This is a genomic window from Streptomyces sp. NPDC007808, assembly GCF_042868655.1.
Lineage (GTDB): Bacteria > Actinomycetota > Actinomycetes > Streptomycetales > Streptomycetaceae > Streptomyces.
Genome location: NZ_JBIAEQ010000004.1, coordinates 285,381 through 304,043, shown reverse-complemented (window position 1 = coordinate 304,043; position 18,663 = coordinate 285,381). Strand labels below are relative to the sequence as shown.

The following is an 18,663-nucleotide window of genomic DNA, read 5'->3' as shown; positions in this document are numbered from 1 at the left end:
CCCGTGAGCGGCACGAGGGGGTCGTGCGGTTCATCGGCGGGTCACCGGAGGTCCGGCCGTCCGCGGGGGATGCACGACGGGGGCATGTGCCCCCGGGCAGGGCGGAAGCAGTCATCGGCGCGGGGGTGTCGGCCTGGACGGGGCCGTGAGGGCATTGAGGGCTACGAGGGGGAGTCGTATCGCTCGTCGAGGGGGAAGCAAGGGGGTAGCCGCAGGGGGAGGAGAGACGCACAGCCATGGGTGAGGTCTTCGCCGCCCGCTACGAACTGGTCGATCCGATCGGACGAGGAGGCGTCGGCGCCGTCTGGCGCGCCTGGGACCACCGCCGTCGGCGGTATGTGGCCGCCAAGGTGCTCCAGCAGAGCGATGCGCACTCGCTGCTGCGGTTCGTCCGTGAGCAGGCTCTGCGGATCGATCACCCCCATGTGCTCGCGCCGGCCAGCTGGGCCGCCGACGACGACAAGGTCCTGTTCACCATGGACCTCGTCTCCGGCGGTTCGCTGGTCCATCTCATCGGGGACTACGGCCCCTTGCCGCCCTCCTTCGTCTGCACACTCCTCGACCAGCTCCTCGCGGGGCTGGCCGCGGTGCACGCCGAGGGCGTCGTCCACCGTGACATCAAACCCGCCAACGTGCTCCTCGAAGCCACGGGCACCGCGCGCCCGCGCCTGCGGCTGTCCGACTTCGGCATCGCCATGCGGCTGGGCGAGCCCCGCCTGACCGAGACCAACCTCGTGGTGGGCACGCCCGGTTATCTCGCCCCCGAGCAGCTGATGGGCGCGGAACCGGACTTCCCGGCCGACCTGTTCGCCGTGGGGCTGGTCGCGCTGTATCTGCTGGAGGGGGCCAAGCCGGACACCAAAGCGCTCGTCCAGTACTTCACCGAGCACGGAACTCCTGGTGCGCCCAAGGGCATTCCGGAACCGCTGTGGCAGGTGGTGGCCTCGCTGCTGCAGCCGGAGCCGCACGCGCGTTTCCGTACGGCCACGGGTGCGCGCAAGGCCCTCGCCTCGGCCGTCGAGTTGCTGCCGGAGCCGGGTCCGGACGACGAGGTGATCGAGATATTCGACCAACTCGGGCCGCTGCCGAAGGGGTTCGGGCCTGACGGGCCGCTCAAGCCGACGCCCGGCGCGACAGGGGCCGGAGGCGGTGTCTGGCAGGCGGGCACGGGCGGCTCGCAGGTAGGCACTGCCGGATCCTCGGGGCGCGCAGGTTCCGGATGGGCCGGGGACGGCTCCGCAGGCGTCGCTGACGGATCCGTACCAGCGGGTGCAGGACCCGTACCGTCCGGTACCGGGGCCGGCTCCGCCTCCGGGTCCGGCTCCGTGCCGAGCGATCCGCGCCGAGGACTGACCGGTTCGATACCGGCGTCGGACGTCACACCTTCCGGGCCCGCAGCCGCCCCGCAGCCGCCCCGGCACGGACCTCAGCCACCCTCCCCCCACCAGCCACCCGCCGCCCACGAGCCGTCCGCCCTCTCGCCGCCCGGCGACGACGGCGAGCTTTTCCCCATGTCGGACACCGGCAGCTTCCCCCTCCCGCCGCCTCAGGCCACCGGCTCCACCCCTCAGGCGCACACGCCCCCTGCCCACCCGGTACACGCGCCCGGGCAGTCGTCGAACGCACGCGGCCCGAGACAGGAGGGTCATGCGTACGCAGAGGCAGAGGCACAAGTACGCCAGGACGCACAGCAGTACCCCGCTCACGTCTCCCCCTACGACAACACGCACGTCCTGTCCTCCCCCCAGCAGTTCGGGCCGCGCCATCCGGCTCAGCCCCCGACGCCGACGCCACACCAGCGCGTCGATGCCTCTACTGCTTCGTACACCGCTGAGAGCCCGCAGGTTCCATCTCCGGCATCACCGATTGCGCAGCCACGCCGTCGCGGCGGCGGCCACCGTGCCCCACGCCGAGCGAGCAGCAGCCACGTCACGCGCCGGCCCGGCCCACCCGCCAAGGTGGCGGTTCCCCTTCTGCTGCTGGCGCTGGCCTGCTACGCCGTGGGTTTCTGGGCCCTGGCCCAGATCTGAGCAGCCCAAGACCCGCCGGCCGCGAGCTCCCGAATCACGAGTACGTCCGACCCGCGAGGACGCGCGGCTCACGAGGACGCCCGCGGGCTCGGAGGGCGATCGACGAACCGGCCTGCCGGACCGCACACCCTGCACCCTGCGCCCTGCACGAGCAGAGCCCCAGCCCCAGCCCCAGGCTCAGGCTCTACCGGACGACCCCACCCCCCGCCGTGCCACGACCGCCCACACCCCCAGCACCACCAGCACCGCAGTCCCCGTCCCGATGCCGCTCACCGCGAGCACGGTCATCGTGGTGTCGCCGTCCTCGCCACCGCCGCCGACCCCGAGGCCCCTTCCTTCGGCGGCAGCCTCTTCCTCGCCCGCGGCGACCTCGAAGACCCCCGAGGGCTTCGACTCCCCCGCGTAACCGGGCCCTGCCAGCTCCTCGCCGTCCACGCGCACGCGCAGCCTCAGCTCGAAGGGCCCGTCGCCGTGCTTCTCGCCCACGTCGTCGGCCAGGTGCACCACGAGGTAGTAGGAGCCGGCGAAGCGCATGCCCTGATACCGGGCCGGGACGGCGAACCGGTTCTCGTAGGCGACCGGAGGCAACGGGGGGAGCGCCACGGCCGTCCGCCTTCCGTCGTAGCTGGTGCTCTTGTCGTCGACGATGCCGCGTGCGGGGTTGTAGAGGGACAGGCCGAGAGCTCCCACGACGGAGTTGTCGCCGCTGTTCGAGCTGCCCAGTTCGGCGGTGGCGGACAGCTGCCGTCCCCAGTCGAGGGGGACCTTGTAGAAGAGTGTCCGGCCCGGCTGGATGTCGGAGGTCCACACGCCGTGGCCGACCGATGCCGCCGAGGCGAAGCTCGCGCCTCCCGCACGGCGCACGCCCTCGCCGCTGACGGGTGTGGGAGAGGCGGAGTTCCACGCTTCGGGGGCGCTCGGCACAGCGGTCCGTCGCGGGGGCGGTTCCGCGGTCACGAAGAGTTCCAGGCCCCAGGCGTCCGAAGCGGCAGCCGCCGTACCGACTCGCTCGACGATGACGTGGTGGGTGCCCGCTCTCTTGCACAGGGTCCGGTCGGCGGAGATCTCGCGTCCGCCCCAGGCCGCGATCGGTCGCGGGCTGCGGACCACTCCGAAGGTCTGCCTGTCGAGGGAGCAGGAACGGCCGTCGGGGTCCTTTACGGTCACCTTGATGCCGTCGCCCGCCTGGACGGTGCTGCCGGGCGCGGGGATCGCCGTCACGGAGACGTAGGTGTCGGAGGTGGCGTCGAGGTCGAGTCTGTAGGCGATCGGCGCGTCGGTCGGCGGCAGGGAGCTCTTGTAGGTCGCGCCCGGTTCGAGCTGTGCGGCGGCCGCGGTGTCCGTCGTGCCTCGCACGGACCTGGCATCCGGTGCGAAGGCATAAGGGCTGGGGGTTCCCGCCGCCCGCGCGGACGGGCCGGGCAGGGCGATCGTCGTCCACACGAGCAGAGCCACCACGACGGCCCCTCGCGCACCTGAGCCCCCGCGCCCGCCTGCCACCTCAGCACGTACCGTGCGGTGATCGCGCCGTGCCGCTCGCCAGCGGCGACCCCCTGCCGTACGCCGCCGCCCCATCACGCGCCGCCCCCTTTTTCTCTTCGGACCATGGCCGTCGCCCATCCTGCCCAGCGCGGCCTCGCCTCACCCGCACAATCCGTACGACCGTCCGAAACGCCCGGCTCTAGGTCCTCCGGTCCCCTCCCGCAACTCGAATCCACGACACGGCGTCGCGGGGCGGGCGCCCCGAAACACACAAAACCCCGACCGCAGGGCGGCCGGGGTCTGTTTCAGATTGCGTTGTCGTGGCTCACGAACCCGTGGGCACGGAGTCAGTCGCCTCCGTCCACAGATCCTGCTCGGCGCGATCCGCCTGGATCTGGCGGTACACGAGGAGCCCGCCGATGGCGGCCAGTGCGACCAGGAGAAGCTTCTTCACCGCGCGACCTCGTCTTTCCTTGACGTAGGGGACCTCTGGCGCCCGACTATACACACCGACCGATATCGATCGGTGACCTGCGTCGAGGCTCAACTGCCGTCCGGAACAGCGCAGTAGAAGCGGACGGCACCGCTCCGATCGGAGGGTGATGACACCCCGACGGACGGTGACTTTGCTCCCCTTCCTCCCGCGTCCCGCACTTTCCTCGACTTTTCAGGCTCCTTGCACCCATCCGAGTGGTGTTGATCTGAAGATCGACGCGCCACGGGCGTCGGTACATGATTTCTCGGCCCCCATACACATCATGAGGAAAGTACGCAAATCGCCCAACCCGAAAGTGAGGGGCCATGGCCCGGAACAAGGTCATGAACCTGTGGACCACCATCGTCACCGCCTTCCTCGCGCTGTTCACGGCGCTCGGCTTCGTCACGACCACCTCGGCCGCGGCCGTACCGCACACCGAGACGACCCGCAAGAGCGGCAGCGACGACACCGACCGCAACACGCAGGTGACGGTTCCGGCGATGCCCCAGTGGGCCTGGTCCTACGCCAGATCCCTGCCCCCCACGATGAAGCAGCGCATCCGCGCCGAGGCACACGGCAAGACCCCCGGCTGCCGTCACCGCCCGCTCACGGACGACGAAGCCACCACGACGGCGACCTCGGCGGCCGGCGAGTGCGTCTCGGCCGCCGCCCCAGGGCAGCCACTCGTCCCGCACCAGCGCTGAACCCGACGGCTCCACGCCGAGCCGTCACCCTTACCCCCTTGTTGCGCCTACCGCGCCGTTATCCAGAACGCACTGTCACAGCGAGCTTGCGCACAGGCACCGCTCGGCACGACACCGCCCAGCAGGACACCGCTCGGCACACGGATCAGACGCAGTACGACTCATGCACGGCACGACGTACGAAGACGCCCCGCGCGACACCTCACCCCTCTCCGAACCCCTCTGCGACGATGTGCCGGAGATAGGACCACGGATCGTCGAGGTAACGCCGCCAGTGGTCCACGAGCTCCAGGTCCCGCCAAGCCGCGGGACGCATTCCGTGGTCGCCCACCTCGATGATCTCGGTGCCCGGCAGCGCCGTCAGTACAGGTGAGTGCGTGGCGCAGATGATCTGCGCGCCGGAACGCCCCAGTTCGTGCAGCACACCGACCAGTTGAAGGCAAGAAGCGAAGGACAACGCGGCCTCGGGCTCGTCCAGGACGTACAGCCCAGGCTCCTGGAACCGCTCACGGAAGGCCATCAGAAAGCCTTCGCCGTGGCTCATCTCGTCCACGGCCCCGGACAGTCTTCCCGTCTGCTGCTCCCGGCCCAGCGCGTCCAGCGCGGTCTCCGCCCGCAGGAAGAAACCTCTGCGGCGCGTACGAGGCCCGCGCAGCATGCGGCGGCCGGCCGGCGTCGCCTCGAAGCGTATCCGCCCGCCCAGCGCCGACGGCGCACGCCAACTGGCGTACCGGTAGCCCGCGGACCCGCCCCAGGAGTCCAGACCGAAGCCTTCCGCGAGCGCCTCGACGAGTGTCGACTTGCCCGAGCCGTTCTCCCCCACCAGGAACGTGACCGGCGTGCGGAACCTCAGGCCGTCCTCCACCAGCTGCCGTACGCAGGGCACCGACCACGGCCACTGGCTGCCTTCCTCCAGTTCACCGTCGGCCACATGCGCGTACGCCCTCTCGACGATCATGCCGCCAGACTCTCACCCGGCACTGACAATCAGGCTGCCACGGCGATCGGGCGCGCGGTCGGCAGGGCTCCTCCGGTGACGTCGACGTCGAAGCCCCCCGGCCGGGATCGGCCGAGGGGCTCCTCGCCACGGGTCCGCGCCCGTCAGCCGACCGGCCGGGTCATGGCATGGATCTCGCTGTACGGCGAGTAGTTCCCGGCCGAGTCATAGGTACGGGCCCGGTACTGGTAGGACTGCCCGTCGGCGGGAACCGGATCGCAGACCGAAGCCGTGGCGGGGTCGAAACGGGGGTCGAAGCCCTGGTGGAGGACGACCGACCAGGTCTCCGTCCCTGCGGTACGGCGCTCGATCTCGAAGCCGATGAAGTCACGGATCGGGGCCGGCGTGCTGTCGGACGCGGTCGCACGGATTCCGCTCGTGCACGAGCCCACGGTCAGGTCGGGCGCGTAGGCGGGAGCGATGCCGTCGGGGATGGCGAGCCAGAGTTCGTTGGTGGCGTTGGCGTCGAGCCAGGCCGGGTTGTAGGTGGTGGTGCCGCCGTCGTTGGTGACGAGGACGCGGTAGTGACGGGTCTCGCCGTCGGCGGTGACGGGGCCGGTCGTCCAGGTGTTGCCCTTGGTGGTGCCGAGCGGGACCCAGACATAGGAGCCGTCCACCTTGTCGTTGCTCAGCACCGTGTAGTGGTCGAAGTGCGGCTCGGTGTTGAGCGGCCAGTTCAGGGTGACCTTGCTGGTCGCCTTGTCGTAGGTGCCGGTCAGGGAGGTGACGACCGGCAGTGGACGGACGATGGTGTCCGTGCTGCCCGACGAGGTGTTGCCGGCCTTGTCCTTGGCGCGGACCTCGTAGTAGTAGGGCGTGCGGTCGTCGGGGTTCACCAGGGGATCGGTGTGGCTGCGGGCGGTGGTCGTGGTGACCTTCGTCCAGGTGCTGGAGCCGACGGGCCGCCGGTAGAGGGAGTAACTCGCCAGGTCCATCTCCTTGTTGGCGGACCAGGAGACGGTCGTCCTGCGGGTGGTGGTGCTGTAGGCGGTCTTCACACCGGTGGGGGCCAGCGGCTTCGTCTTGTCGTACGTGGCCGACGTCCGGGGCGTGTACGTGTACTTGACCTTGGCGGCGCCGGACCAGTTCACGTAGTCGACGCGCAGGGTGTGCTTGCCGGAGGGGACGGTGAGGTTGACGCTCTTGGAGCGGGCGGTGTCACCGGTGCCCTGCCACAGGTCGATCTTGCGGACACCGTCCAGGTGGACGCGGACGCCGTCGGTGGCGGAGACGGTGAAGGTGAAGGGGCCGCCGGAGCCGAAGTCGCGGGTCACCGACCAACGGACACCGAAGTTGTTCGTCGGCACGCCGGAGACCGGGCTACCCGACCAGTACTGGTCGACGGCGTTGTCGCAGTCGGTCTTCACCGGCGTGCCGGAGAACGAGGTGTTGCTGTAGAACGTCCGCTTGTAGACGTTGGTCGAGCAGGTGACGTCTGCGGCAGCCGCCTGCGGGGCGGCGGCCAGCAGGCTGCCGAGGACGGCGGCGGACAGGGCGCCACCGGTCAGGGCGGCGACGAGACTCTTCTGGCGCACGGGGGCCTTTCGCGCTGTGCGGGAGGACGTACAGCGTGGAGACTCGCGACACTGGAGGAAGGTTGCACGAAGATCGCGGCTCGTCGCACGGGCGTCACGGCTCGTGAAGGGCGCCGACACCAAGAGTTCTCGTATCGCGGCGCGCTACGCCCGCATGTCCGCGTGGTAGCGGTCTCTCGCCGCCTCAGGATCGACGTTCGGCCCTTCAGGCCATTGCTGGTCCATCCGCGCCCTTCCCGATGGCAACCGGAAATGTCAAAGACCCCCGGACCGATGGTCCGGGGGCCTTCTCGCTGGTGGGGCTAACAGGATTTGAACCTGTGGCCTCATCCTTATCAGGGATGCGCTCTAACCAACTGAGCTATAGCCCCGCCGCGCTCTGCGGTGTGTGTCCCGCGCGCTGACTCCTGAAGATTAGCGCACGACATGGGCAGTCCCAAAATCGGTTGTCGGGGCACCGTCAGGCGAGGCCGTGCTCAGCCGTGAGCGGCCGGCCTCACTCGTCCTCCGCGAGCGTCAGCTCGACGCCGCCGACGAAACCGGCGGAGAGGTTGTAGATGAACGCGCCCAGCGTCGCCAGCGCCGTGGCGAGGACGACGTCGATCACCGCGATGATCGAGGTGAACATCAGCACATGCGGCAGCGACAGGAAGGACTGCAGGTCGAAGCCGTTCGACTCGTTGGAGCCGGTCGCCTCGGAGATCGTGCCGCCGACCGTCGAGAAGACGCCCATCGCGTCCATGACCATCCACAGGACGGCGGCCGCGACGATCGTGCAGATGCCCAGGGCGATGGAGAGCAGGAAGCTGACCTTCATCACCGACCACGGGTCGGCCTTGGCCACCCGCAGGCGCGCCTTGCGGGTACGCGGCGTCGTACGGGCCCCCGCCCCGGTGCGCGGCATGCGCGTCCCGCTCGCCGGAGTGGCCGTCTGGTAGGCCTGCGGCGGGTGGTACGGCCCTCCGGCGGGCTGCTGCTGGCGTTCGCCCGGCAGCGGCGACTGCGCGGAGGCCGGCTGCTGGGCCCCCGCGGGCGCGGCCTGCGGCTGGGCGCCCGCGCCGGCCGCGTACTGCTGGGTCTGCGGACCTCGGTCCGTCACGGTTCCCCCCTGGGATCCAGGTGCGTCGGACGAGGAAGAGTCCTTCGCGGGCGACTTGATCGCTTTGAGCTGGGTCGTGTGCGTGTCCGTCGCACGCGCGGCGGAGCCACGGCCGCCGCCCGTCTCCTTACCGGCCGTGGGACCGGTCGAGGTACCGGACGATCCGGCGCCCGTGGCTCCGCTCACGATGACTCACTCCTCGTGCTACTCGGCCGAGGGTGCCGCACCCTCGTCCTCGCCGATGGTCTCGGCAGCGCCCTCGGCGGTCTCGTCGACGACCACGTCGCCGTCGACCTCCTCCGCCTCGCGCCCCGCCTCGGCGTTACGAGCGATGCCGACCACGGCATCGCGCTTGCCCAGGTTGATCAGTTGGACGCCCATGGTGTCACGGCCCGTCTCCCTGACCTCGTTGACTCGCGTACGAATCACACCGCCGCCCAGCGTGATGGCGAGGATCTCGTCGGTCTCCTCGACCACCAGCGCGCCGACGAGCGAGCCGCGGTCCTCCACGATCTTGGCAGCCTTGATACCGAGGCCGCCACGACCCTGGACGCGGTACTCGTCGACGGCAGTCCGCTTCGCGTACCCGCCGTCGGTGGCAGTGAACACGAACGTACCGGTTCGAACAACATTCATCGAGAGCAGCTCGTCTCCCTCGCGGAAGCTCATGCCCTTGACGCCGGAGGTGGCACGTCCCATGGGGCGCAGCGACTCGTCCGTGGCCGTGAACCGGATCGACTGTGCCTTCTTGCTGATCAGAAGCAGATCGTCGTCGGCCGACACCAGCTCAGCTCCGATCAGCTCGTCGTCCGAACCGTCCTCCATCTGACGGAGGTTGATCGCGATGACGCCGCCGGAACGGGGTGAATCGTAATCCTTCAGAGGCGTCTTCTTCACCAGACCCGCCTTTGTGGCGAGCACGAGGTACGGCGCCGCCTCGTAATCGCGGATCGCGAGGATCTCGGCGATCGCCTCGTCCGGCTGGAAGGCCAGCAGGTTCGCCACGTGCTGGCCGCGCGCGTCCCGGCCGGCGTCGGGAAGCTCGTACGCCTTCGCCCGGTAGACGCGGCCCTTGTTGGTGAAGAACAGCAGCCAGTGGTGCGTCGTCGAGACGAAGAAGTGGTCGACGATGTCGTCTTCCTTGAGCTTCGTGCCGCGTACGCCCTTGCCGCCGCGCTTCTGCGCCCGGTAGTCGTCGGTCTTGGTGCGCTTGACGTAGCCGCCGCGCGTGACGGTGACCACGATGTCCTCTTCGGCGATGAGGTCCTCGATGGACATGTCACCGTCGTAGGGGATGAGCTTGGTCTTGCGGTCGTCTCCGTACTTCTCGACGATCGCCGCGAGCTCCTCGCTGACGATGCCGCGCTGGCGGACCGGGGAGGCGAGGATCTGGTTGTACTCGTTGATCTTCGCCTGCAGCTCGTCGTGCTCCTGAACGATCTTCTGGCGCTCCAGGGCGGCGAGTCGGCGCAGCTGCATCTCGAGGATGGCGTTGGCCTGGATCTCGTCGATCTCCAGGAGCTCCATCAGGCCCGTGCGCGCGACGTCGACGGTGTCACTGCGCCGGATCAGCGCGATGACCTCGTCGATGGCGTCCAGGGCCTTCAGCAGGCCGCGCAGGATGTGCGCGCGCTCCTCGGCCTTGCGCAGACGGAACCGCGTGCGGCGGACGATGACCTCGATCTGGTGCGTCACCCAGTGGCGGATGAACGCGTCCAGGGAGAGCGTGCGCGGCACACCGTCGACGAGCGCCAGCATGTTGGCGCCGAAGTTCGTCTGCAGGTCCGTGTGCTTGTAGAGGTTGTTCAGGACGACCTTGGCGACCGCGTCGCGCTTCAGCACGATGACCAGGCGCTGGCCGGTACGGGACGACGACTCGTCGCGGACGTCGGCGATGCCGCCGATCTTGCCGTCCTTCACCAGGTCGGCGATCTTCTGCGCGAGGTTGTCGGGGTTGGTCTGGTACGGCAGCTCCGTGACCACCAGGCACTGGCGGTTCTGGATCTCCTCGACCTCGACGACCGCGCGCATGGTGATGGAGCCGCGGCCCGTGCGGTACGCCTCCTCGATGCCCTTGCGGCCCACGACAAGGGCGCCCGTCGGGAAGTCGGGGCCCTTGATGCGCTCCATGAGCGCGTCCAGCAGCTCCTCGTGCGAGACGTCCGGGTTCTCCAGGTACCACTGGGCGCCGGCCGCGACCTCGCGCAGGTTGTGCGGCGGGATGTTGGTGGCCATACCGACCGCGATACCGGCCGAGCCGTTGATCAGCAGGTTCGGGAAGCGGGCCGGCAGGACGGTCGGCTCCTGGGAGCGGCCGTCGTAGTTGTCCGTGAAGTCGACGGTCTCCTCGTCGATGTCACGGACCATCTCCATCGACAGCGGCGCCATCTTGCACTCGGTGTAGCGCATGGCCGCCGCCGGGTCGTTGCCCGGAGAGCCGAAGTTGCCGTTGGAGTCGACCAGCGGCATCCGCATCGACCACGGCTGGGCGAGCCGCACCAGGGCGTCGTAGATCGAACTGTCGCCGTGGGGGTGGTAGTTGCCCATGACGTCGCCGACCACGCGCGCGCACTTGTAGAAGCCGCGCTCGGGGCGGTAGCCGCCGTCGTACATGGCGTACAGCACACGGCGGTGGACGGGCTTGAGGCCGTCGCGGACGTCCGGCAGCGCACGCGAGACGATGACGGACATCGCGTAGTCGAGGTACGAGCGCTGCATCTCCGTCTCGAGCCCGACGGGCTCGACACGCATCACGAGTTCGCCGCCCTCTTCAGGGGTGACGGGAGTGTTCTCGTCGGTCATTGCTGGTGAAGATCCTTCCTGGTGCGGTCAGCTGAGACCGACTCAGATGTCGAGGAAGCGGACGTCCTTGGCGTTGCGCTGGATGAACTGGCGGCGGGCCTCGACGTCCTCGCCCATGAGGACCGAGAACAGGTCGTCGGCCTGGGCGGCGTCGTCGAGGGTGACCTGCCCGAGGACCCGGTGCTCCTGGTCCATCGTGGTGACGCGCAGTTCCTCGGCGTTCATCTCGCCGAGACCCTTGAAGCGCTGGATGGAGTCCTCGCGGACGCGCTTGCCGCGCTGGCGGCCCATCTCGATCAGCGCGTCGCGCTCGCGGTCCGAGTAGGCGTACTCGACGTCGTCCCGGCCCCACTTGATCTTGTACAGCGGGGGGCGGGAGAGATACACGTGTCCGGCCTCGACCAGCGGCCGCATGAAGCGGAACAGGAAGGTCAGCAGCAGGGTGCTGATGTGCTGGCCGTCGACGTCGGCGTCCGCCATCAGGATGATCTTGTGATAGCGGAGCTTCTCGATGTCGAAGTCCTCGTGCACGCCGGTGCCGAAGGCGGAGATCAGCGCCTGGATCTCCTGGTTCTGCAGGATCTTGTCGATCCGCGCCTTCTCGACGTTGAGGATCTTGCCTCGGATCGGGAGGATCGCCTGGTACTGCGGGTTGCGGCCGGACTTGGCCGAACCGCCGGCGGAGTCACCCTCGACGATGAAGATCTCGCACTTGGTGGGATCGTTCGACTGGCAGTCGGAGAGCTTGCCCGGCAGCGACGCCGTCTCCAGCAGGCCCTTGCGACGCGTCAGGTCACGGGCCTTGCGGGCCGCCACGCGCGCGGTGGCCGCCTGGATGCCCTTGCGGACGATGTCCGCGGCCTCGACCGGGTTGCGGTCCAGCCAGTCGTTGAGGTGCTCGTAGACCGCCTTCTGAACGAAGGTCTTGGCCTCCGTGTTGCCCAGCTTGGTCTTGGTCTGGCCCTCGAACTGCGGCTCGCTCAGCTTCACCGAGATGATCGCGGTCAGACCCTCGCGGATGTCGTCACCCGTGAGGTTGTCGTCCTTCTCGCGCAGCAGCTTCTTGTCGCGCGCGTACTTGTTGACCAGGTTGGTCAGCGCCGCGCGGAAGCCCTCTTCGTGGGTACCGCCCTCGTGCGTGTGGATGATGTTGGCGAAGGAGTACACGCCCTCGCTGTAACCGCTGTTCCACTGCATCGCGACTTCGAGGGACAGGCTCCTGTCCTTGTCCTCGGCCTCGAGGTCGATCACCGTCGGGTGCACCACGTCTCCCTTGCGGGAGTTGAGGTACTTCACGAAGTCGACGATGCCGCCTTCGTAGTGGTACGTGACGGTCTTGACCTCGGCGGTCTCGTCGGCGCCCGCCTCGTCGGCTCCGAACGTGGCCTTCGCCGACTCGCGCTCATCAGTGAGTTTGATCGTCAAACCCTTGTTGAGGAACGCCATCTCCTGGAAACGCCGGGAGAGCGTCTCGAAGGAGTAGTCGGTGGTCTCGAAGATGTCGCCGTCCGCCCAGAACGTGACCGACGTGCCGGTCTCCTCCGTGGCCTCGTGCTTGGCGAGCGGGGCCGTGGGGACGCCCATCTTGTAGTCCTGCGTCCAGCGGTGACCGTCGGTCCTGACCTCGACGGCAACCTTCGAGGACAGCGCGTTCACGACGGAGACACCCACGCCGTGCAGACCACCGGAGACCGCGTAGCCACCGCCGCCGAACTTGCCGCCCGCGTGCAGCACGGTCAGCACGACCTCAAGGGCCGGCTTGTTCTCGGAGGGGACGATGCCCACCGGGATGCCACGGCCGTTGTCGACGACCCGGACGCCGCCGTCGGCGAGGATCGTCACGTCGATGGTGTCCGCGTGGCCGGCCAGCGCCTCGTCGACGGAGTTGTCGACGACCTCGTACACGAGGTGGTGCAGCCCTCGCTCACCGGTCGAGCCGATGTACATACCGGGCCGCTTGCGGACCGCGTCCAGACCCTCGAGGACGGTGATGGCGCTGGCGTCGTACGAGGCGGTGACCTCGCCGTTCGACGAGGTCGCCGCGGCGTCGGTGGACGGGATGTTCTCGTTGGGGTTGCCGGAATCGGCCACGAAGCGCCCTTTCTGGCACAGCACGAGCCGGGCTCCTTGAGGTGCCCCCTTTGCGGGAGGGTGCCGGAGCGGCTGCGGCATGTTGCGTTGGTAAGCCTTGATCAGCGTTGCTCAGCTTTTCCCGGACGGTCCCCACGATTGGGGCGGGATTACTTCCAGTCTACCGGTAGCGCCGACAGTGATGGGGGTTTGCCGGTACCTGAGTCCGCACGTACCGCCCTGAACCGGCCTCGGCCGACTCCCCATATGCGGCACGGGGCTCCGAGAGGCTCACAGCGGCACTCAGCGCTTCGGACTGTCAACCTTCAGCTACTGAGTCGCCACCGCGTCGAAGCGGGACCGTAATGCCCCTTATGTCCACATGCCTCGAAGACCTGCATCCGATCCCCGGAAGCGGGCATTTCATCCCCGATGTCAATAAGTGCCGCTTTATGGATTTAGCGGCGCGCAATGCGACACGACCCGAACCGAGGCGCTCCGACGAGTTGAGCCTTCAAATACAGCCCACCCGAAAAAGAATTTGCCAGCCCACCGCAGCCTGTTACGGTTGGATCACCGTAAAGAGAACGCGGATATTAGCTCAACGTTTAACGAAACGGCAGGTAAAGTGAAGGTTCGAAAGGCGTCTGTAGTCAAGGCGGGAATCATCGTCGGCTCGGCAGCTCTGGTTCTGGGTACGGCAACGAACTCCTGGGCAGCCGGCGACCCCATCACGGTCAAGACCACGGACGACAACCCCGGCGGCTGGGCCACCTTCTGGCCCAACGGGGACAAGTTCACCGTCACTGACCACCAGGCCGATGGCCTGCGAGCCTCCGGCTACATACGGTTCAACGGCACCACGCACCGTCTGGACGATGCCAACGGGGCCAGCACCGGTTCCTCCTCGGGCTCGGTGTCACGCATTTTCTCGATCGCGGAAGAGACCAAGGTCGAGATCAAGGTCTGCCTCCGTAACGGCGCCGATGGAGCGCCTCAGTTCTGCAGCGGATGGCGTGCCGCACTGGCCTAGCCAGTTGTCGGACCCGACGCTGCACAAATGATTTGAGCGGTGGCGGCTCCGGCTGAGCACTCAACAGGGGCCTGTGGGTGTGCCACAGGCCCCTGTTCGTTGCCGGAATTCTCCAGGGCTGCCGCCATGACGTAAAAATCCGCTGCGGAACGACCGTCCGGCGCTCTTGAGAATCCGGAATTCCAGAATATTTTCTTTTCCGCTGAGGACCTGTCGCCTACCCGTAGGTGTCGCCGGGTCCCGTGCTGCCCGGTGCTCGCAGCGGTCCGTAGCGGCGGGCGGGGCCACCGGGCCCCTGCACTCTGATCTGCCGCACCGCACCATGACCGAGGTCCTCGTTGAGGCGGGCGACCAGTGTCGGCGCGAGCAGCCGCAGGTTCGTCGCCCAGGCCGTCGAGTCGCACCGCACGACCAGGACCCGCTCGTCCTCGTCGTACCTCTCCGGCACACAGTGCTTGGCGACGTCCTCACCCACGATCTGCGGCCAGCGCCCCATCACCCCGCCCACCGCGGCCGGCGTCTCCCAGCCGCGCTCGGTGATGAGCCTGTTGATGGCGGAGCCGAGCGCCATCGGGTCGCGTCCGTCGGCCCGCGCGCCGGAGCGGAGCCCCCCGCGCCGCGCCTGCTTCTTCTGCCGTGCCGCGTCCCCACGCGCGCGTGCCTGCTCCTTGGCCGCCCGAAGCGCCACACGCGCGAGGTCGACTCCGGAGGGCTCGGGCGTCTTCTTCGGAGCGCTCACCGCCGGCTCCTCGGCCGGTTTCTCGCTCATACGCGCTCCACCGCACCCTCCGACACGGAGTACCGCACTCCGGAGAGCACGTCCGGCACGTCGTCATCGACCGCGGCGGTCACCAGCACCTGCTCACCGGGCGCGACCAGCTCGGCCAGGCGCTCACGGCGGCGGCTGTCCAGTTCGGCGAACACATCGTCGAGGACCAGCACCGGCTCATTGCCCTCCGCCCTGAGCAGGTCGTACGAAGCCAGACGCAACGCCAGCGCGTACGACCAGGACTCGCCATGGGAGGCATATCCCTTGGCGGGCAGCTGACCGAGTCTGAGAAGCACATCGTCCCGATGCGGGCCCACGAGGGTGACACCCCGCTCGATCTCCTGCTTACGGGCATCGGCGAGCGCCGCCATCAGCTGCTCGAAGAGGTCCTCACGCGTGTGTGCCTCGCCCGGGGCCGACGGCTTGTAGTCCAGCGCGACGGGGCCGCCACCTGGTGCCAGTTGCTCGTACGCCTTGTCGGCGAGCGGCTGGAGCGCCGCGATCAGATCGAGGCGCTGGGCGAGCAACTCGGCGCCTACGCGCGCGAGATGCTGATCCCAGACATCGAGCGTGGACAGGTCCATCGTGCGGCCGCCGTGGCGACGGGCCAGCGCGGCCGACTTCAGGAGGGTGTTGCGCTGCTTGAGCACCCGCTCGTAGTCCGAGCGGACGCCCGCCATGCGCGGGGAGCGGGCGGTGATCAGCTCGTCCAGGAACCGGCGCCGCTCACCCGGGTCGCCCTTGACCAGGGCGAGGTCCTCCGGGGCGAACAGGACGGTGCGCACGATTCCGAGCACATCACGCGGTCTGACCTGCGAGGACCTGTTGATGCGGGCGCGGTTCGCCTTGCCGGGATTCAGCTCCAGCTCGACCAGCTGCTGCCGCTCGCCCTGCCGCACCTGCGCCCTGATGACCGCCCGCTCGGCGCCCATGCGGACGAGGGGGGCGTCGGAGGACACCCGATGGCTGCCGAGGGTGGCGAGATAGCCGACGGCCTCGACGAGGTTCGTCTTGCCCTGCCCATTGGGCCCCACGAAGGCCGTGACGCCCGAGTCGAGCGGAACTTCGACCCGGGCGTACGAGCGGAAGTCGGCCAGCGACAGATGCGTGACGTGCATGGTCGTTTCGCCGACCTCCCCCAACGTGTGTGGTTCAACCGTCCCCAGCTGTGGACAACCGGGCCACCCAGGGTGCCAGATCGGCATCCCCAGGGTGTGGACTACTTCTTCTCCTGCCCGCGTCCGTGCGCGACGGGCTACTTCTTCTCGACCGCGTGGCCACCGAACTGGTTCCGCAGCGCCGCGATCATCTTCATCTGCGGAGAGTCCTCCTGACGGGAGGCGAACCGCGCGAAGAGCGACGCGGTGATCGCCGGCAGCGGCACCGCGTGGTCGATGGCGGCTTCCACAGTCCAGCGTCCCTCGCCCGAGTCCTGTGCATAACCCCGGAGCCCGTCCAGGTGCTCGTCCTCGTCGAGGGCGTTCACCGCGAGGTCCAGCAGCCAGGAGCGGATGACCGTGCCCTCCTGCCAGGAGCGGAAGACCTCCCGGACGTCGGTCACGGAGTCGACCTTCTCCAGCAGCTCCCAGCCCTCGGCATACGCCTGCATCATCGCGTACTCGATGCCGTTGTGGACCATCTTCGCGAAGTGGCCCGCGCCGACCTTCCCGGCGTGCACCGAGCCGAAGTCGCCCGCCGGCTTGAGGGCGTCGAAGATCGGCTGCACCTTGGCCACGTTCTCCGCGTCACCGCCGTACATCAGCGCATAACCGTTCTCCAGGCCCCAGACGCCGCCGGAGACACCGCAGTCGACGAAGCCGATGCCCTTGGCCGCCAGCTCCTCCGCGTGCTTCTCGTCATCCGTCCAGCGGGAGTTCCCGCCGTCCACCACGACGTCACCGGGCTCCAGCAGCTCGGCCAGCTCATCGATCGTCGACTGGGTCGCGGCACCCGCCGGGACCATCACCCAGACCACGCGCGGACCCGAGAGCTTGCCCACAAGCTCTTCCAGGCTGTGGACATCCGCGAGGTCCGGATTGCGGTCGTATCCGACGACGGTGTGGCCCGCGCGGCGGATCCGCTCGCGCATGTTGCCGCCCATCTTGCCGAGGCCGACGAGACCGAGCTCCATCAGTTGTGTTCCTTAGGTTGCTGTGGCGTGTGAGGCACCTTCGTACCCACGTACGAGCCTAAACCCGGACGTCCATGCACAGCTGTGGGCATACGCGCTCATACGTACACTCTCACCTGCGGGTTTTTCCCACAGGCCGGGCCAGTTCCTCCCCGGCCTGTGGACAACTCGCGGCGATCCCCGGCGGCTCAGCCGCTCAGCCGCACCGGCATGATCAGGTACTTGTAGGCCTCGTCCGCCTCCGCGTCCAGCGCCGGCTTACCGCTGAGCAGCGCGGGCTTGGTGGACGTCGTGAACGACAGCTGGGCCACCGGGGAGTCGATGGCGCTCAGGCCGTCCAGCAGGAACGTCGGGTTGAAGGCGATCGAGATGTCGTCGCCCTCCAGCTGGGCGTCCACCCTTTCCACAGCCTGTGCGTCGTCGCTGGAGCCGGCCTCCAGGATCAGCACCCCCTGCTCGAAGCTCAGCCGCACCGGGGTGTTGCGCTCGGCGACCAGGGCCACACGCTTGACGGCCTCCACGAAGGGGGCGGTCTCGATCACGGCGACGCTGTTGAACTCCGTCGGGAACAGCGTGCGGTACTTCGGGAGGTCGCCCTCCAGCAGCCGGGTCGTCGTACGGCGGCCCGCGCCCTCGAAACCGATCAGTCCCTCGCCCGCACCCGAGCCGGACAGCGCCAGCGTGACGCTGTCACCGCTGGTCAGCGCCTTGGCGGTGTCCAGGAGCGTCTTGGCCGGGACCAGGGCGACCGCGGAGGCCTCCGGGTTCTCCGGCTTCCACAGGAACTCGCGAACCGCGAAGCGGTAGCGGTCGGTGGACGCCAGCGTCACGGTGTCGCCCTCGATCTCGATGCGCACACCGGTCAGGACGGGCAGCGTGTCGTCACGGCCGGCGGCGATGGCCACCTGCTGCACGGCGGAGGCGAAGACCTCGCCCGGGACCGTCCCGGTCGCGTTCGGCATCTGCGGAAGGGACGGGTACTCCTCCACAGGCAGGGTGTGGAGTGTGAACCGCGAGGAGCCGCAGACCACGGTGGCCCGTACACCGTCTGTGGAAATCTCCACCGGGCGGTTGGGGAGCGCGCGGGAGATGTCCGCGAGGAGACGGCCGGAGACGAGGACCGTGCCCTCCTCCTCGACCTCGGCGTCGACGCTCACACGTGCGGAGACCTCGTAGTCGAAGCTGGACAGGCTCAGCTGACCGTCGTCGGCCTTGAGCAGGAGGCCGGCGAGGACAGGCGCCGGCGGACGGGCCGGGAGGCTGCGCGCCGCCCAGGCCACGGCCTCCGCGAGTACGTCGCGTTCCACCCGGATCTTCACTGTTGCCGCCTCCTGCTGTTGCCGGCGCTTCTCGGCCTGCCTGGCTTCGTCATCTGTCTCGGTGTCGTCGGCCCCGGTGCGGGGAAGGACACCGGGAACAGTCTGACGCACCCCACTGACAGTAGGTGCCTCTCGGGGTCAAGTCGTGACGAGGGGCAGCCGGGAGCCGGACAGCGAGTTGTGCACAGGACCCCCTTCGAAACGGATTCCCCAC

General features: G+C 68.7%; 14 protein-coding genes and 1 tRNA gene. 3 read left to right on the top strand and 12 right to left on the bottom strand.

Annotation, left to right across the window (positions count from 1 at the left end; all coding sequences use genetic code 11):
* Positions 1 to 236 precede the first annotated feature (236 nt).
* Positions 237 to 2,030 (top strand): protein kinase, encoded by a 1,794-nt coding sequence (locus ACFYNL_RS17175; protein WP_388803453.1) that lies wholly within the window; start codon positions 237 to 239, stop codon positions 2,028 to 2,030.
* Positions 2,031 to 2,207: 177 nt separating this feature from the next.
* Here the strand turns inward: ACFYNL_RS17175 and ACFYNL_RS17170 are convergent, their stop codons facing one another.
* Both ACFYNL_RS17170 and ACFYNL_RS17165 read right to left on the bottom strand, forming a co-directional pair.
* Positions 2,208 to 3,488, bottom strand: coding sequence for a hypothetical protein (locus tag ACFYNL_RS17170; RefSeq protein WP_388803450.1), 1,281 nt, complete (start codon positions 3,486 to 3,488; stop codon positions 2,208 to 2,210).
* Positions 3,489 to 3,837: 349 nt separating this feature from the next.
* The gene (locus ACFYNL_RS17165) at positions 3,838 to 3,966 is read right to left on the bottom strand and encodes a DLW-39 family protein (RefSeq protein ID WP_003999697.1); all 129 of its coding nucleotides are present in this window, start codon (positions 3,964 to 3,966) and stop codon (positions 3,838 to 3,840) included.
* A 347-nt stretch (positions 3,967 to 4,313) separates the two neighbouring features.
* Between ACFYNL_RS17165 and ACFYNL_RS17160 the strand changes: the two genes are divergently transcribed.
* Entirely contained in the window at positions 4,314 to 4,694 is a 381-nt protein-coding gene (locus tag ACFYNL_RS17160; protein ID WP_388803447.1) for a DUF6344 domain-containing protein, read from the top strand.
* Positions 4,695 to 4,896: 202 nt separating this feature from the next.
* Here ACFYNL_RS17160 and ACFYNL_RS17155 read toward each other — a convergent pair whose 3' ends face one another.
* The 6 genes from ACFYNL_RS17155 to gyrB form a co-directional block, all read right to left on the bottom strand.
* A complete protein-coding gene (locus tag ACFYNL_RS17155) occupies positions 4,897 to 5,652 on the bottom strand; it encodes an AAA family ATPase (protein WP_388803444.1) in 756 nt (251 codons plus the stop codon).
* Positions 5,653 to 5,795: 143 nt separating this feature from the next.
* Positions 5,796 to 7,226, bottom strand: coding sequence for a PA14 domain-containing protein (locus ACFYNL_RS17150; protein WP_388803441.1), 1,431 nt, complete (start codon positions 7,224 to 7,226; stop codon positions 5,796 to 5,798).
* Between the two features lie 294 nt (positions 7,227 to 7,520).
* A tRNA-Ile gene (locus ACFYNL_RS17145) sits at positions 7,521 to 7,597 on the bottom strand.
* Between the two features lie 125 nt (positions 7,598 to 7,722).
* On the bottom strand, positions 7,723 to 8,511 hold the full coding sequence (locus tag ACFYNL_RS17140) for a DUF3566 domain-containing protein (protein ID WP_388803438.1): 789 nt from the start codon (positions 8,509 to 8,511) through the stop codon (positions 7,723 to 7,725).
* A gap of 18 nt (positions 8,512 to 8,529) precedes the next feature.
* Positions 8,530 to 11,127 carry a DNA gyrase subunit A gene (gyrA, locus tag ACFYNL_RS17135; protein ID WP_388803435.1) on the bottom strand — a complete coding sequence of 866 codons (2,598 nt, stop codon included), beginning with the start codon at positions 11,125 to 11,127 and terminating at the stop codon, positions 8,530 to 8,532.
* Positions 11,128 to 11,169: 42 nt separating this feature from the next.
* Positions 11,170 to 13,242 carry a DNA topoisomerase (ATP-hydrolyzing) subunit B gene (gene gyrB / locus ACFYNL_RS17130; RefSeq protein WP_388803432.1) on the bottom strand — a complete coding sequence of 691 codons (2,073 nt, stop codon included), beginning with the start codon at positions 13,240 to 13,242 and terminating at the stop codon, positions 11,170 to 11,172.
* Between the two features lie 523 nt (positions 13,243 to 13,765).
* On the opposite strand from gyrB, the gene ACFYNL_RS17125 reads away from it, so the two are divergent.
* The gene (locus tag ACFYNL_RS17125; RefSeq protein WP_388803430.1) at positions 13,766 to 14,230 is read left to right on the top strand and encodes a hypothetical protein; all 465 of its coding nucleotides are present in this window, start codon (positions 13,766 to 13,768) and stop codon (positions 14,228 to 14,230) included.
* A gap of 217 nt (positions 14,231 to 14,447) precedes the next feature.
* Here the strand turns inward: ACFYNL_RS17125 and ACFYNL_RS17120 are convergent, their stop codons facing one another.
* The 4 genes from ACFYNL_RS17120 to dnaN form a co-directional block, all read right to left on the bottom strand.
* A complete protein-coding gene (locus tag ACFYNL_RS17120; RefSeq protein WP_388803428.1) occupies positions 14,448 to 14,999 on the bottom strand; it encodes a DUF721 domain-containing protein in 552 nt (183 codons plus the stop codon).
* Complete coding sequence (gene recF / locus ACFYNL_RS17115) at positions 14,996 to 16,117, bottom strand: DNA replication/repair protein RecF (RefSeq protein ID WP_388803425.1); 1,122 nt, start codon at positions 16,115 to 16,117, stop codon at positions 14,996 to 14,998. The genes ACFYNL_RS17120 and recF overlap by 4 nt, the downstream gene beginning before the upstream one ends.
* Before the next feature lie 137 nt (positions 16,118 to 16,254).
* Positions 16,255 to 17,130 (bottom strand): phosphogluconate dehydrogenase (NAD(+)-dependent, decarboxylating), encoded by an 876-nt coding sequence (gene gnd, locus ACFYNL_RS17110; protein WP_388803422.1) that lies wholly within the window; start codon positions 17,128 to 17,130, stop codon positions 16,255 to 16,257.
* A gap of 188 nt (positions 17,131 to 17,318) precedes the next feature.
* Positions 17,319 to 18,449 carry a DNA polymerase III subunit beta gene (gene dnaN / locus ACFYNL_RS17105; protein ID WP_388804570.1) on the bottom strand — a complete coding sequence of 377 codons (1,131 nt, stop codon included), beginning with the start codon at positions 18,447 to 18,449 and terminating at the stop codon, positions 17,319 to 17,321.
* Positions 18,450 to 18,663 lie beyond the last annotated feature (214 nt).